The organism is Tumebacillus algifaecis (assembly GCF_002243515.1).
In the GTDB taxonomy this organism is placed as follows: domain Bacteria; phylum Bacillota; class Bacilli; order Tumebacillales; family Tumebacillaceae; genus Tumebacillus_A; species Tumebacillus_A algifaecis.
On sequence record NZ_CP022657.1, the window covers coordinates 2,632,083 to 2,644,800 of the forward strand.

Genomic DNA, 12,718 nt, shown 5'->3' on the forward strand with positions numbered 1-12,718 from the left:
CGAGAAGGCAGATGTGCGCAGATAAACTACATTATACCAAGAGAAAACGCCCTTGCACAGTGCAAGGGCGCTTTCGTTTACATCGAATAAGCCTGCAAAACGCGGACTGCCAGCTCCACAGTCGCTTCCACATCGCGCAGATCGACCGTCTCCGCTCCGTTTTCCACAGACACAGGAATGGACAGTGCGCCAGTCGGAATCCCATCTTCGGTCAGCAAGAGCGCTCCCGTATCGGATGTGCCTTCCGCGCTGACTTCCAACTGGTACGCGATGCCTGCCGCTTCCGCCTGCTCGATCAAAAAATGCTTGATCCGCGGCGGGACGATCGCTTGTCGGTCTACCACTTTGATCGCCGTGCCCGCTCCGACTTCCACCACCGAAGTCTGCTCGATGTTCACACCATCGAGCACCAGAGCGAAATCGGGCTTCAGCGCATAGCCTGCCGTCTTGACCCCGCGGGAGCCGACACCGTGCTGTACGGAGAAGACGACCGAGATGTCATGATGCGGCGTGCCCAAGCGTTTCAACACTTCAAGCGCAGCCGCACAACCCGCGCGATTGTCGAGCGCCTTGCCGACCAATCGATTTGGCGCCAACTCCAAAGCCTGTTGCAACGGCACGCAAGAATCGCCTACCTGCACCCGTTCTAACGCCAGTTCCTTCGTCGAGACGCCAAGATCGATGAACAGCGCGAGTGCGGTGACTTCTTTGCCTTCCTTCGCATCGGAGCCGACCGTTCCCACCGTGCCGTTTTGGAACACGACGCGCTTGTCGATCAGCGACTGCGGATCGATCGCACCGATGCCTCCAACGCGCACCCGTCCACCTTCTTCCACATGGATCGCCATCAACCCCGCTTCATCCATATGGGCGACCAGCGCCAGATGTTTTTTGTCGGCACCGTTGCCCTTTTTCGTGACGATCAGGTTGCCGACCACATCTTCGCGAACTTCGTCCGCATAGGAAGAAACTGCTTCCTTGAGCAGCGCGCGCACGATTTCTTCCTGCCCCGACGGGCCGCACGCTTCAGCCAGAGCAATGATCATCTCTTTCATGACTGAAATCCTCCTTGTTCCACACGGCGGAGAAACTGTTCCACCAGTTGAATGGTCTGCTCATAATCGTCCAGCGAAATCAGCTGCGACGGTGCATGGATGTAACGGGTGGGTACGGAGATGACGCCCGACAGAATGCCTTCCTTGGTCAGGTGAATCCGCCCGGCATCGTTACCGCCCGCCACCGTCTTGCGAATCTGGTAGGGAATGTCGGCACCTTCAGCTACTTCAATCATCTCTTTTAAAAACTTGCGGCTGTGCACCGAGCTGCCGTCCATGATCGACAGCGCCGGACCACCACCGCAGATCGTCGCCTGTCCGTGTTCCACCGTGTCCGGCACGTCCGAAGCGAGCGTCCCTTCCAGCACCAGCGCCAGGTCAGGGTTGATGCGGTAGGCGGCTGGACCTGCACCGCGCAGACCGATCTCTTCCTGCACCGTAAACGCATACACGACCGGGATGTCAAATTTCTTCTTGATCGTCTCGACCATCACGGCACAGCCGACGCGGTCATCGAACGATTTCGATTTGGCACGGCGGTGACCGATCTCTTCATAAGTCGTCGCAAAAACGGCCACATCGCCCGGCTTCACATGCTGCAACGCTTCCTCGCGGGTCGTCGCCCCGATGTCGATGCGAAGCTGGTCCAACCCGACCGGATTTTTGCGCTCACCGCTCGATTGATGATGCGGCGGCTTGGAGCCGATTACACCGTGAATTTTCTTTTCGCCGATCAGTACCGGCTTGGACAGTAGCACGCGATCATCAATCCCGCCGAGATGGCGGAACTTGATCAAGCCGTTTGCTTCCACTTGCGTGATGAACAAGCTCACCTCGTCCATATGCGCACACAGCATCACTTTCGGACCTGGACGAGTGCCGTCCACTTCGGCAAACAGGTTGCCCATCGCGTCTGTGTAGACGCGGTCTGCATAGTCTTTGACCTCTTCGTAGATCACTTGCCGAATCTCATCTTCGTACCCGGACGGGCCCATCGCTTCGGTCAGTCTTTTAAGTAGCAACTCAATCCCTCCACATACTCAGCATCAATTCCGGCAATATAGTGGGCGAGCAGTTTTCCGACTTCTTGGATGTCAGAATAGCGCACCGTCTCCACCGAAGTGTGCATATAGCGCAACGGAATCGAAACAAGCCCGGTCGGCACGCCCGCACGCTGCACCTGCATCACCCATGCGTCAGTGCCGGTGTCATCTTCCAAAAATTCGAACGTATACGCCATTTCCAGACGCTCCGCCGTCTCTGTCAGCCCTTTGGTAATCTTGCGGTGAATGTTCGGGCCAACTGCGATCGCGGGTCCCGAACCGAGCGGGAATGTAGCATCGGATGGCGACCCTGGCATCTCGCCAAAAGTCACGTCGATCGCGATCCCAATATCGGGCTGCACACCATAGACCGCCTGACCTGCCCCGACTCGGCCGCGCTCTTCCTGCACGGTGCCAACCACGTACACATCGACGCTGTGCTCCAAATTTTGCAGTTCGACCACACACTCCAACACCGAAGCGATGCTGGCGCGGTTGTCGAGCGCCTTGCCAGAGATGCGATCGAATTGCAGTTCCATCGGCTCGCGGCGAATGGTCACCGGATCACCTACGCTCACTTTTTCACGCACCATCTCTTCTGGCATGCCGATGTCGATGAACAGCTCATCGAGCGACCACGCTTTGTCGCGCTCTTCCTTTGAGGTCAGATGCGGTGGCTTCGAGCCGACGATGCCGACATAGTCACCGCTCTTCGTATGTACCATCACTTCCTGCGCTACCTGAGTGCGCGGATCGACACCGCCAAGTCTGGTCACGCGCAAAAAGCCCTGCGGCTCGATCTTCGTCACCATCAGACCGATCTCGTCCATGTGGGCCGCGAGCATCACGCTTTTGCGCGGCGCCGTGCCTTTGCCCTCAATTTTTGCGATCAGATTGCCAATTTTATCGATCCGGATGTCATCGGTAAAAGGCGTAAGCGCTTCCCGCAGTCGAGCGGCAATTCGGTCCTCATACCCCGGTATGCCCCACTCGGCCATCAAGCCTTTCATCACTTCACGAATGTTGTGCTGGCTCAAGATTTCAACCCCTTTTTCTCAAACTCCGACAATGTAGTATAACCTGACGATCATGAAAAAAAGAACGGACTAGACACCCAGTCTGCCGTTCATCATCCTTATTCACAATGCGTCTACCGCTTCGACTCCTTGGAGCGCAGCGGAGCGATCATTAAAAGCGAAAGACGGAAACTGCGCGCATGCAAATACTCGCCAAGCATGGCGGACAGCACTGTCGAAATGAAACTGACCGCTAGCACGGACGCATCTGGCCACAAGCGCTCCATCACGCTCATCGTCACAAACAAGCTGGCAGCCGTCCCTGCTGCAAGCGAACATGCATAGCCTAAGAGAGCGCTCCAAGCTTGTCCGAACAACTGGGCGCGCATCTGCAAACGAACTCCCCATGTATAGAGCAGATAAACAACTGCTGCGATCAACAAGAAATTCAGCATGATGCGCTCATCCTTTCATTGGGCAGTGGCCTACCAAAGCATACTCTTATTTTATCAATCACAGAATAGATGGTCAAATTGCGTAAAAGAGCCTGATTCTGCGCATACTAGCCCAAACTGGCTGATAAGGAAGTGTTTGCTATGAAAATGACGATTTCAGAAGCGATCGACTATTTGGAAGCAAAAGGCTTCATGGTCAAAGGGTACGACTTTCCAGAAGGCGAGTCGAGCGCAGGAGAACCTGCCTGTGCCAAACAGTATCGCGTTCTTCAAGGCGACTACGATACCGGGATGCTCGTTTCCTCGCAGTTGATCGAAGTCGCAACACGCATGAAAGCGCACTGATCCTACTCGATTCAAACCTCCCCTCTGTGCTAGACTAGTAGACATGGAGATTTCTTACAACCTACCCCTCGCATCACGTGACCTAGCACACCGCGTCAGGTAGCAAGATCAGGAGCACAATGCTCAGCAGACCTGTCACCCGACCGCGCTGCGCTGCACGACGCGGTAGTACCGTTCGCCAGCTGGGTCTTCGCTTGCTTTCCCTCGCTTCTGACGACGACCTGAGCGATCCGGTTGTTGCGCAGAAAGAAGTCAGCTGGCTACCCGAAACGACAGCAGCAGGAAAAGGATGCGCCTTTCTGGAAAAACGGTGCAGGTCACTGCATTCATCAAATCCCATCGTGGAGGCTACCAATCATGGAACCCAAATTTGCAGAAAAAGGCGCTTTTACCATCGTTGGCATAGAACTCACAGCCAACTATCTCGAGATGCACCTTGTCGGTGAACTCTGGAAACGATTCGTCCCCCGTTTCCATGAAGTGCAACATGTCATCAATTCACATAACACCTGGGGCGTCACATGGAATCGCCAAAATGACTTCACCTACGTCGCCTGCTTCGAAGTCAGCGAGCCCTCCAATCTCCCAGAAGGCATGGTCACCCGTGAAGTTCCGGGGAGCCGCTACGCGGTGTTCACGCATCATGGAAAAATCGACACCACCAGCCAAACCTACCACTATGCCTTTGACACTTGGTTCAAGCAAAGCGGCTACGAACACGACTTCACTTTGCCCAGTCTCGAACTTTATGACGACCGATTTTTAGGCACCGACAACGAGGAATCGCAGATGGAGATCTGGCTGCCGATAAAATAGAAAAAGCGCCCTTCAAATGAACATATCCGCTGTCTACTTTAACAGGAATATGTTCAAAGCGAGGGGCCTTTTTCTTTGAAAGCAAGCGGCGCGCATGTTCTTCGAGCAGGCCATTCGAGGTGTACGGCCTGTCCGTTTTCCGCTCAACTTCACGTATAAAATCGAATGTGGTACCTATATTCAAACGGTCTCCACGAGATTGTGACCCGTTCAGCGCCACTTGCCGTTCCTACGTTTTCGTACTTCTCACATCGAGTGGTTGAAACTTACTGAACGCAAAGAACGGATCGAATTCACCAACAAGCTTGGCCCTTGTGCATCGTGCACCTCGTTATTCAGGCCCACACTAAGCACCTCACTGCGCTGAGGAACCGTACCAGCTTTTGCTCCACGGACAGATCCTTTACCTCTGCCCACTTACCGCAAAATACTCATCAATCCCAGCGGCGAACTCCACCGCAAACTGTTGCTGCAGGGAGGCATCTTTCAACTTGGTCAGATCACTCGCGTTCGATAGGAAGCCAATTTCCACCAACACAGCCGGAACCGTATTTTTCCGGAGCACATAGAAATTGCTGTCCTTCGCACCGCGATTGTACGTCCCAAGCGCCCGAACTGCATGCTTTTGAATGATGCCTGCCAACTGCTTGCTTTGCACAGGAAACGGATTGACGCTACCGTCATACGTGTTGGTCGTGTTGTAGTAGGTTTCCGTTCCGTACGTTGCAGGGTTGGTAAACGAATTTGCATGTACCGAAACGAACAGGTTCGCATTGTTCGCCTTCGAAATATTTACCCGAGCCTGCAACTCCTTGACCAGATCGGACGTGTAAGGATCAACCTCCACATCGCTCTCCCTCGCCATCACGACCTTGTAGCCGCGCTTGATCAACTCTTCTTTCGCTTTCATGCTGAAGGAGAGCACAATCGACTTCTCTTGCGTTCCATCCGCGGCGATCGCCCCCGGGTCTTTCCCTCCATGACCTGGATCGAGCACGAGCGTCTTCACCGTGTAATTGTCCCACACCCACCGCTCATCCTCGATCTGACGCACCGACGATCCTGCCCACAACCGTGCATACGCGACCGCCTCGTCAAACAGTTTGTACTCTCTCAGCATCCGTTCTCCTTGATAGACCCGATACTTCGGATAGTTATCCCACAGCCAAGAACCTTGCCATGTCCGCACCGACGAACGAGCCCACAGTTTCGCGTAGTCCATGGCGGCCGATTGCGTCGTAAATTCTTTGAGCAGCCGCTCGCCTTGAAACACATGAAACCGCGGGTAGTTGTCCCACACCCACAGGTTGCCTGCAATTTTGATCACGGATGAATGATCCCACAACTTCGCATAAGCGACCGCCTCGTTGAACGTGGCGAAACTCTTCAAATAGGTACTTCTCTGCAAAACGTTATATTGATTTGTGGTCGTCGTCACTGTCGTCGTTGCAGCCTCCGTTGCCGAAACGCTCCCTACCAATAACAGTCCTGCCAATAGAAGGCTGATGTAGTTCTTCATGATCGTCATTCTTCCTCCTGGTTACCGATTTGCGCATGACCCCCTCTTCGACAAACTTCGACACGAACCTGTTCAAATTGCTACAGATAGTCCCCCCTCCGCGCAAAAATGGGGCCAATGACATATCTGGACCTGTCGGGTTCAGGACAAATCACAATAAAAAAGGTACCGGAGTAAGGAAACTGGTCGGTTGACAAAGGAAAGCGAAGTCCGAAACATGCACTTCGAGGAGGTCCAACTACTCCTGGCTTCCTCATGCCCCGATCCCATTTGGGCAAATAAAAAGCTGTCCTACAAAGGACAGCTCTCATCTATTGCTGTTCGATTCGGTCGTTCACATCAATCCCATTGGAATTTTTTAACCCCGATCAATGCACCGACGATGAAAATCCCGGCCAAAACCAGCGTCGGCATAACTGCCGCCTCGGTGTACAGATTACCAACCCAGCCAAGCTGAAGCAGATCTTTCACATAGGTCATCGGGATGAAGTTCGAGATCGTCTGCACCACAGCGGGCATCGAATCGAGCGGCATTGTAGAACCGGAGAGGAACATCATCGGATACATCGCCACCATCGAGATCGCCATCGCAGTTTGCATGCGCTTCGCAATGCTGGCGATCAGGAAACCCATCGAGAAAAACGCGAGCGAGCAAAGAATCATGGCAAGAACAAATTGGAATAGCGTATCGGTGATGGTCGCATCAAACATATATTTAGCGATCAAAATGATCTCCAGCGTACCGATCAGAATACAGAAAAACCCTTTGGTGATGATCGCAGAAAACACGTACGATGATTTGAGCGGTGTACCGCGCAGTCGTTTGTAAATGCCCTTTTCCCGGTCGATGACCACCTGTAGACCGATTGTGAAAAAGCCGGTCGTAAACATGACGATCGACACCATGCCAGGGATGTACGTATCGATGAAACTATAACCGTCGTACGTTTCCCCGCCAAACATCGTGCCGAAAAAGATAAAGCTTACCGCTGGCAAGAGGAACGTGAAGAAGACGAAGAGGATCTCGCGGAAGAAGAGCTTGATCTCCATTTTCGTATGTGTAAGCATTGCTGTCAGGTTCATCAGACCTACGCTCCCTTCGTCGCCGCAGCAATTTCCACGTACACGTCATCCATCGTACCTTGGCCGCTCGGCAACATCTTGATCAGGTTGGCTGGCGTGTCGCAAGCGACAAGTTCACCACTGCGGATCACGGCCACCCGATCACAATACTTGTTTGCTTCTTCCATATAATGAGTGGAGAGCAAAATCGTTTTGCCTTCCCCTCTTAACTGGAGGATGATCTCCCAAAGATCATGTCTCGCCTTCGGGTCCAACCCAGTCGTCGGCTCATCCAAAAAGATGATCTCCGGATCGTTGATCAGCGCCAAGGCCAGCGCAGTGCGCTGTTGCCAGCCACCCGAAAGCTTTTTTACAAATTGCTTCAGGTAGGGCTCCAAGCCGAGGAGACGAATGATCTCCTTCGAGTCGCGCGTCTTCTTATAGTACGATTGGAACAGATTGATCGCTTCGCCGACTCGGATTCGATCATAGAGCGAAGTTTTCTGCAATTGAATGCCGATCTTCTCTTTTAATTCCATCGGCTGCTTCTTTACATCATGTCCGAGCACACTCACCGAACCGGACGTCGGTTCGATCAGTCCCATCATCATCTCGAGGGTTGTCGTCTTCCCGGCACCGTTTGCTCCGATGATGCCGAGAACTTCACCCTTGTATACATTCAACGAGATACCCCGTACGGCCTGTACCGTCCCATAGGTCTTCTTGGCATCGTGTAGTTCGATCACCGTTTGTTCGTTCACGTTGCTACCTCCTCACTGATCTGCTGCTCCGCCTGGCACCCGCATACTGCACAACGCGGCTTCTTGACGATCGGATGCAGAGTCGCATCGAATGTCCGCATATCCATCTGCAGTTGTCTGTTTATCGTCAGGCTGGACTCTGTTTCAATACGTTGCGGCATGTTTCCAACAAGGTTCGGCACGTCAGATGCGAGCATTCCCGCTGCGACATCGGCAAAGGTCGGGCTGATCGAAAGCACAGCCTGTGCATCAGTATCGACGAGATGTTTGACATACTGGTCATACGAAGCCGGGTTGGCCAGCCTGCTGCGACGATCGCTTTCCAAGCAATGAAAACAGCCGGTGCGACCTGGCAGAAAAGTCGGCCCGATCTGGACGTTCCACCCGTCGATCATGATCATCGACCAAGTGATGTTCCGTTCGAGCGCCGCCCGATTCACCGCCTCATACAAAGCCGGAACAAAAGCATCCTCGGCCACAAGCACCAGCGTCCGACCTTCCATCAAACGGTGCAATCCTTCCTCATCGCGCACTTGCCAGTCATGCCCGGACGCGCGTTGCACTCCGGCCATGCGATTTAAACTGTCGGCCAGAGCCGTTGCACGCATCTCACCGAGCTCTGTGAACGCGTAAGCCATCGAATGTCGGTGGTCATCCTCGGTGACCGTTCGTCCGTCGGCGACCGCCACGTGACCTGCACCAAGCTGCATCAGACCAGCCGCCAGTCGGCTACCGATCATCCCAGCACCGAGCACGAGAATGTTCGCCTCAGCAAGCTCCTCCTGATAAAAGAATCGCGCTGTAGGACGCGTACCCATCAGATGCGGCAGCCATCGTTCCTCTCGAGTGCGTTGATCGGCAATCGGGGTCGGGGATTCTATCAAAAACGAGCGGCGCAGTGCGGCTGCAATTTTCAAACAGTCCTCGCGGCGTTCATCAGGAACGCTGGACATCATGTCCTGCAACGTGCGAGTGCCGTCCATTTCGCCAAAGACTTCTTGCAGCCAAGTCTCTCCAACATGTGCACCGATGCGGGCTAGACTGTCACCCCAATGAATGTGTCGAACCTGCATTTCATGAGCTTCTGGAAAACTAAAAAAATAACCATCGCGCAACATATAATATGAATTCAACAGCTTGGTTAGAAAACCCTCTTTATCCATTTATACTCCTCCTTCCCGCCCGATCGGAATCATGTACAGCGCCGCGCGCTCCACGCCGTCCAGCTGTAAAAACTGATTGACCCGTTCATCATAAAACCCAGCTAGCGTGACGCCCGTCATGCCAAGCGCCGTGGAAACCAACATGATGTTTTGCGCGGCATGACCCGCCTCGAGCAGCGTCAAGCGATAAGCACGCGCCCCGTATTTGTCAGACTGATGGCGAAAATCGGCCGCGAGGAAAAAATGAACGGCAGCCAGACTGTAGTCCTGCTTGATAAAGCCTGGATTGCTGTTCGGATCGGTCGAGGCGGTCATTCCGGCGATCTGCACGCTAAAGTCCCCCGCGACCTGCAGATAGAGTCGGTTTAAATACGGACAGAACCGATAGAGGCCCTGCTCCAGTCCTTGCACCTGATGCAGATAGAGATAGAACTGCACCGGATAGAGCGCACCGCCCGACGGATAGCTGCGCAGACGAAGTTGCAATTCCTTCGCTCCGTCTGGCACCGTCTTCAGCGCGTTGGTTCCCAACGCGTATTTGAGCAACAAGATCAGCTCTTCCCGTTCGATCGGCATCGTGAAATCCCATGAGCTTCTGCGACTGAGCAAGACGTCGCCAAACGCTCCTGGCAACGGCGGCAGTTCTTCAAAACGAGGGAGATCGAAGTAGTGTTCGGTCGCGTCCTCCATCACATCGGGCACCGAGTATTTGTCCAACGGCAACTGCAACGACATCAGATCGGGATCGAACTTGCTGTTTGCATGATACATTTCTGCAAGGTGAAACGGGTTGTCTATCTCGCTTCGCTTGAGCTCCATGCGCTCCTGCACAGACGAGGCCCGTCTGGATGCGGCCAGCCAACGCCCTTCGCGTATGTTATGGTGCGGCCCGTTGCTCTCCATCAGCGCCCCTCCTCTACCGTCGTGACCTGACGGGCCGCCGCCAGATGAAGCATGCAGCTCAGATAGTGTTCATAAGACATCAGCACACCCAATCGGTTGTTGGTCATATGGATCTGTGACACTGCAATCGAGGCGATCGCATAGCGTCGGCGGCGCTCATGATCGACCGGATCATCATCGTAGGGGCAGACCAGTTCACCGCGCAGTGCGATCTCTTCATAGCGAGCGAAGGCCGCCTTGAGGTGATCGACCCACTGCCGGTAGAACATGAACTCCTGATCAGAATCGACAAACTCGACCAGGGTGCGAAAGCGCGTGACCCACATGTCGCGCTGCCGTTCGAACATCTCCCCGATCTTGGCACGCTGCTCGTCCGGTTTGTCAACGAACCCCTGCCAACTGTACATGTATCGTTCAAAAAACATCCCGACATCCTCTGCGCGCACACCGAGGCAGAGCGCCGTCAAGAGCATCATGTCCATCGCGATGTTCATCCGCTTTTGGTACTCACCTCGCGTCGCCTGCAACACCTGCTCCACAATATCGCTAGAATGGGTGAACAGGTCTTCGCTCACCGCCATCGCCTTGATTCCACCATAGCGTTTGAACTCCGGTTCATAAGGCAGGTTGACGATGCTACCATTGCCATACCAAGAGAGGCTGTCTTGATCGACCGCTTCGCCGTCAAATTTGTGATTGGCATAGTACGTCGAAGCATCCATCTCCTGTTGCGGCAGATTGGCGGCGATGAAAGCGGCAGCCTGTTCCCGAATATAAGTCTCTACCTGTTCGGAAGGCTGCAAAAAGCGGATGCGGATATGGGGGCCTCCATCCCAGTAGCGCAGGAAGAACCATTCGTTACAATGACCCTCCGCCTGCAGTTTGCGCACCGCCGGCATCAGGCAGTCAAGCAGCAGGTCGTCCTGTTTTTCAAAATGGTGATAAAAAATATGGAGGGCTGTCCACTCCCGCTCCGTTGGCGCTGTCATCCTGTCTCCTCCCTTTACAAACCCATGTCAAATTCCAAATACGGCGTATCACTTTCCCCCATCACCAACTGATAGGCGACGATTTGTGTCGATTGTGCGATGCCGAGCATCTCTTCCGCTTCAGCATCGCGATAGCTTTTCAATGGTCGGGCAAACCAGCCGCGCGCCGCGGCCAATAGACACAGCGATTGTGCCAGCCGCCCCACCTTCATCAATAGAATCTGATACCCGCGATTGCCATACTTTTGCAACGTCCTCTCGAGATCAACTGCGAAATAGAAGCTGAGTGGAATCGAGCGGAAATTGATAAATTTCCCGTCTACCACGCTGGCACGTTCCATCGCCCGCCCGACATCTTCCTGAACTGTCAAGGTACACAAGGCGGGAACAGACAGATCACAGCGGTAGATCCCCGACTGCAATCCTTCAACGCGATGCGCAGCCAGATACAGGCCGACCTCTTGGGCCAGCTCGATCGCTTCTGGATTGGCAGCCAACTCACACAACAATCCGGACAGTTCGGCAAAAGGTAGCGGTCGTCCGACTGCGTTCAACCCGATGCGGTCATTGGCAGAGTTGCGCGACTTTAGCGCCTCCAGCAGATCCGGATGGCGACTTTTTGTCGAGCGCTGTACAAGCTCGACACAGGAAGCGGACGTGTGCACAAGCTCCTCAGTCACCCCTGAACTGTCGATCTCGGGTAGTTCCAGTTCAACACGGCTCGTCAATCGCGAAGCTTTCATCATCTGTTGCAAATCCGCGCATTGGTTCATCTCCCGTTCAAACCGAGTGGAGACCGACGCCATGTCAATCAGTTTCCGTTCCCGAACCAGCTCTCGTTTGGGCGACTCGCCCGCTGTCGCTTGTGGCCAAAGCACAATCACAGCGAGCGGCGTCTTCACGTCTTCGTTCATGCCCAGCAATTCCATCAAGTCTTGATCGAGAAACTGCTCATGAACGGTTGGCGTGTACCCCAAACGGGTCGCTATCATGTTCAATTGGGCGATCACATGCCCCGCTTCCAAACTGGCGATGTTGTACGCAAAGTCCGCGTAGAGCCGAGCGATGCGCCAGAAATCTGCACCCACCACCAGCACGCCTTCTGCGCCGGCCAGAGATCGCCCTAACGCATTTTCCAACACATCCCAATTCGTATGCAAATCAATACGTTCCAATGCATGCATGAGCGGATCATAGCGATAGATGCCTTCCTCGCCTAGCCAATCGGAATCGGCTGGGATCACGTACAGTTCGGTCGAATATAAACAACGCGCCGAAGGGGCCCCCCGATGAAATGGGCGTACGCTCCCGTATTCATATCGCACCAATCCAAGCGCGTTGTGCAGCAAGGTTGTCAATTTAACCAAAGGAGCCAAATGCGTCCCTTGCCGCAATTGATGCAACGGCTCGACCGTGCCGAGTTCTCGAACCGTTTCACGGCTCAACGGGACGTGTCCGCGATGAGAGGAAGCGGTGAGGAACGGCTCCGGTTCGGTGCGCACTTCTAAATCGCGCATCGTCTGAAAGCGTAGATAGCTCGTTTGTAGCCAAAAGGAGCGGCCGATCGAAAGGTTGCGATTGCTCATCCTCC

At 54.1% G+C, this 12,718-nt stretch carries 13 protein-coding genes; 2 read left to right on the plus strand and 11 right to left on the minus strand.

The genetic code is table 11. The features are described 5' to 3' along the window. Positions 1-77: 77 nt before the first annotated feature. From CIG75_RS10925 to CIG75_RS10940, 4 genes are all read right to left on the minus strand, one after another. Positions 78-1,055, minus strand: coding sequence for a M42 family metallopeptidase (locus tag CIG75_RS10925; RefSeq protein ID WP_094236684.1), 978 nt, complete (start codon positions 1,053-1,055; stop codon positions 78-80). After that, positions 1,052-2,077, minus strand: coding sequence for a M42 family metallopeptidase (locus tag CIG75_RS10930; RefSeq protein WP_094236685.1), 1,026 nt, complete (start codon positions 2,075-2,077; stop codon positions 1,052-1,054). Before CIG75_RS10930 ends, CIG75_RS10925 begins: the two co-directional genes overlap by 4 nt. After that, positions 2,059-3,135 (minus strand): M42 family metallopeptidase, encoded by a 1,077-nt coding sequence (locus CIG75_RS10935; RefSeq protein ID WP_227874204.1) that lies wholly within the window; start codon positions 3,133-3,135, stop codon positions 2,059-2,061. The genes CIG75_RS10930 and CIG75_RS10935 overlap by 19 nt, the downstream gene beginning before the upstream one ends. Before the next feature lie 113 nt (positions 3,136-3,248). Further along, positions 3,249-3,569 carry a hypothetical protein gene (locus tag CIG75_RS10940; protein WP_094236686.1) on the minus strand — a complete coding sequence of 107 codons (321 nt, stop codon included), beginning with the start codon at positions 3,567-3,569 and terminating at the stop codon, positions 3,249-3,251. A gap of 141 nt (positions 3,570-3,710) precedes the next feature. Here CIG75_RS10940 and CIG75_RS10945 point away from each other — a divergent pair, with 141 nt between their 5' ends. Together CIG75_RS10945 and CIG75_RS10950 are read left to right on the plus strand one after the other, a co-directional pair. Beyond that, a complete protein-coding gene (locus CIG75_RS10945) occupies positions 3,711-3,914 on the plus strand; it encodes a hypothetical protein (protein WP_094236687.1) in 204 nt (67 codons plus the stop codon). 357 nt (positions 3,915-4,271) lie between these two features. Beyond that, positions 4,272-4,730, plus strand: coding sequence for a GyrI-like domain-containing protein (locus CIG75_RS10950; protein WP_094236688.1), 459 nt, complete (start codon positions 4,272-4,274; stop codon positions 4,728-4,730). A gap of 403 nt (positions 4,731-5,133) precedes the next feature. Here CIG75_RS10950 and CIG75_RS10955 read toward each other — a convergent pair whose 3' ends face one another. The 7 genes from CIG75_RS10955 to CIG75_RS10985 form a co-directional block, all read right to left on the minus strand. After that, positions 5,134-6,258, minus strand: a complete 1,125-nt coding sequence (locus CIG75_RS10955) for an N-acetylmuramoyl-L-alanine amidase family protein (protein WP_094236689.1) — start codon at positions 6,256-6,258, stop codon at positions 5,134-5,136. Positions 6,259-6,588: 330 nt separating this feature from the next. After that, positions 6,589-7,332, minus strand: coding sequence for an ABC transporter permease (locus CIG75_RS10960; protein WP_227874205.1), 744 nt, complete (start codon positions 7,330-7,332; stop codon positions 6,589-6,591). Positions 7,333-7,337: 5 nt separating this feature from the next. Further along, positions 7,338-8,072 (minus strand): ABC transporter ATP-binding protein, encoded by a 735-nt coding sequence (locus CIG75_RS10965; RefSeq protein WP_094236690.1) that lies wholly within the window; start codon positions 8,070-8,072, stop codon positions 7,338-7,340. After that, on the minus strand, positions 8,069-9,235 hold the full coding sequence (locus tag CIG75_RS10970; RefSeq protein ID WP_094236691.1) for a TOMM precursor leader peptide-binding protein: 1,167 nt from the start codon (positions 9,233-9,235) through the stop codon (positions 8,069-8,071). Before CIG75_RS10970 ends, CIG75_RS10965 begins: the two co-directional genes overlap by 4 nt. Continuing rightward, the gene (locus CIG75_RS10975) at positions 9,236-10,138 is read right to left on the minus strand and encodes a SagB family peptide dehydrogenase (RefSeq protein WP_094236692.1); all 903 of its coding nucleotides are present in this window, start codon (positions 10,136-10,138) and stop codon (positions 9,236-9,238) included. It lies immediately after the preceding gene. Beyond that, a complete protein-coding gene (locus CIG75_RS10980; RefSeq protein ID WP_094236693.1) occupies positions 10,138-11,127 on the minus strand; it encodes a thiopeptide-type bacteriocin biosynthesis protein in 990 nt (329 codons plus the stop codon). The genes CIG75_RS10975 and CIG75_RS10980 overlap by 1 nt, the downstream gene beginning before the upstream one ends. 14 nt (positions 11,128-11,141) lie before the next feature. Further along, entirely contained in the window at positions 11,142-12,713 is a 1,572-nt protein-coding gene (locus CIG75_RS10985; RefSeq protein WP_094236694.1) for a SagB family peptide dehydrogenase, read from the minus strand. Between the last annotated feature and the right edge of the window lie 5 nt (positions 12,714-12,718).

What these genes read in the sequence shown, in the direction of transcription:
- CIG75_RS10925 (WP_094236684.1), bottom strand. Translation starts at nt 1,055, where the DNA reads ATGAAAGAGATGATCATTGCTCTGGCTGAAGCGTGCGGCCCGTCGGGG.
- CIG75_RS10940 (WP_094236686.1), bottom strand. Translation starts at nt 3,569, where the DNA reads ATGCTGAATTTCTTGTTGATCGCAGCAGTTGTTTATCTGCTCTATACA.
- CIG75_RS10945 (WP_094236687.1), top strand. Translation starts at nt 3,711, where the DNA reads ATGAAAATGACGATTTCAGAAGCGATCGACTATTTGGAAGCAAAAGGC.
- CIG75_RS10950 (WP_094236688.1), top strand. Translation starts at nt 4,272, where the DNA reads ATGGAACCCAAATTTGCAGAAAAAGGCGCTTTTACCATCGTTGGCATA.
- CIG75_RS10955 (WP_094236689.1), bottom strand. Translation starts at nt 6,258, where the DNA reads ATGACGATCATGAAGAACTACATCAGCCTTCTATTGGCAGGACTGTTA.
- CIG75_RS10960 (WP_227874205.1), bottom strand. Translation starts at nt 7,332, where the DNA reads ATGAACCTGACAGCAATGCTTACACATACGAAAATGGAGATCAAGCTC.
- CIG75_RS10970 (WP_094236691.1), bottom strand. Translation starts at nt 9,235, where the DNA reads ATGGATAAAGAGGGTTTTCTAACCAAGCTGTTGAATTCATATTATATG.
- CIG75_RS10975 (WP_094236692.1), bottom strand. Translation starts at nt 10,138, where the DNA reads ATGGAGAGCAACGGGCCGCACCATAACATACGCGAAGGGCGTTGGCTG.
- CIG75_RS10980 (WP_094236693.1), bottom strand. Translation starts at nt 11,127, where the DNA reads ATGACAGCGCCAACGGAGCGGGAGTGGACAGCCCTCCATATTTTTTAT.
- CIG75_RS10985 (WP_094236694.1), bottom strand. Translation starts at nt 12,713, where the DNA reads ATGAGCAATCGCAACCTTTCGATCGGCCGCTCCTTTTGGCTACAAACG.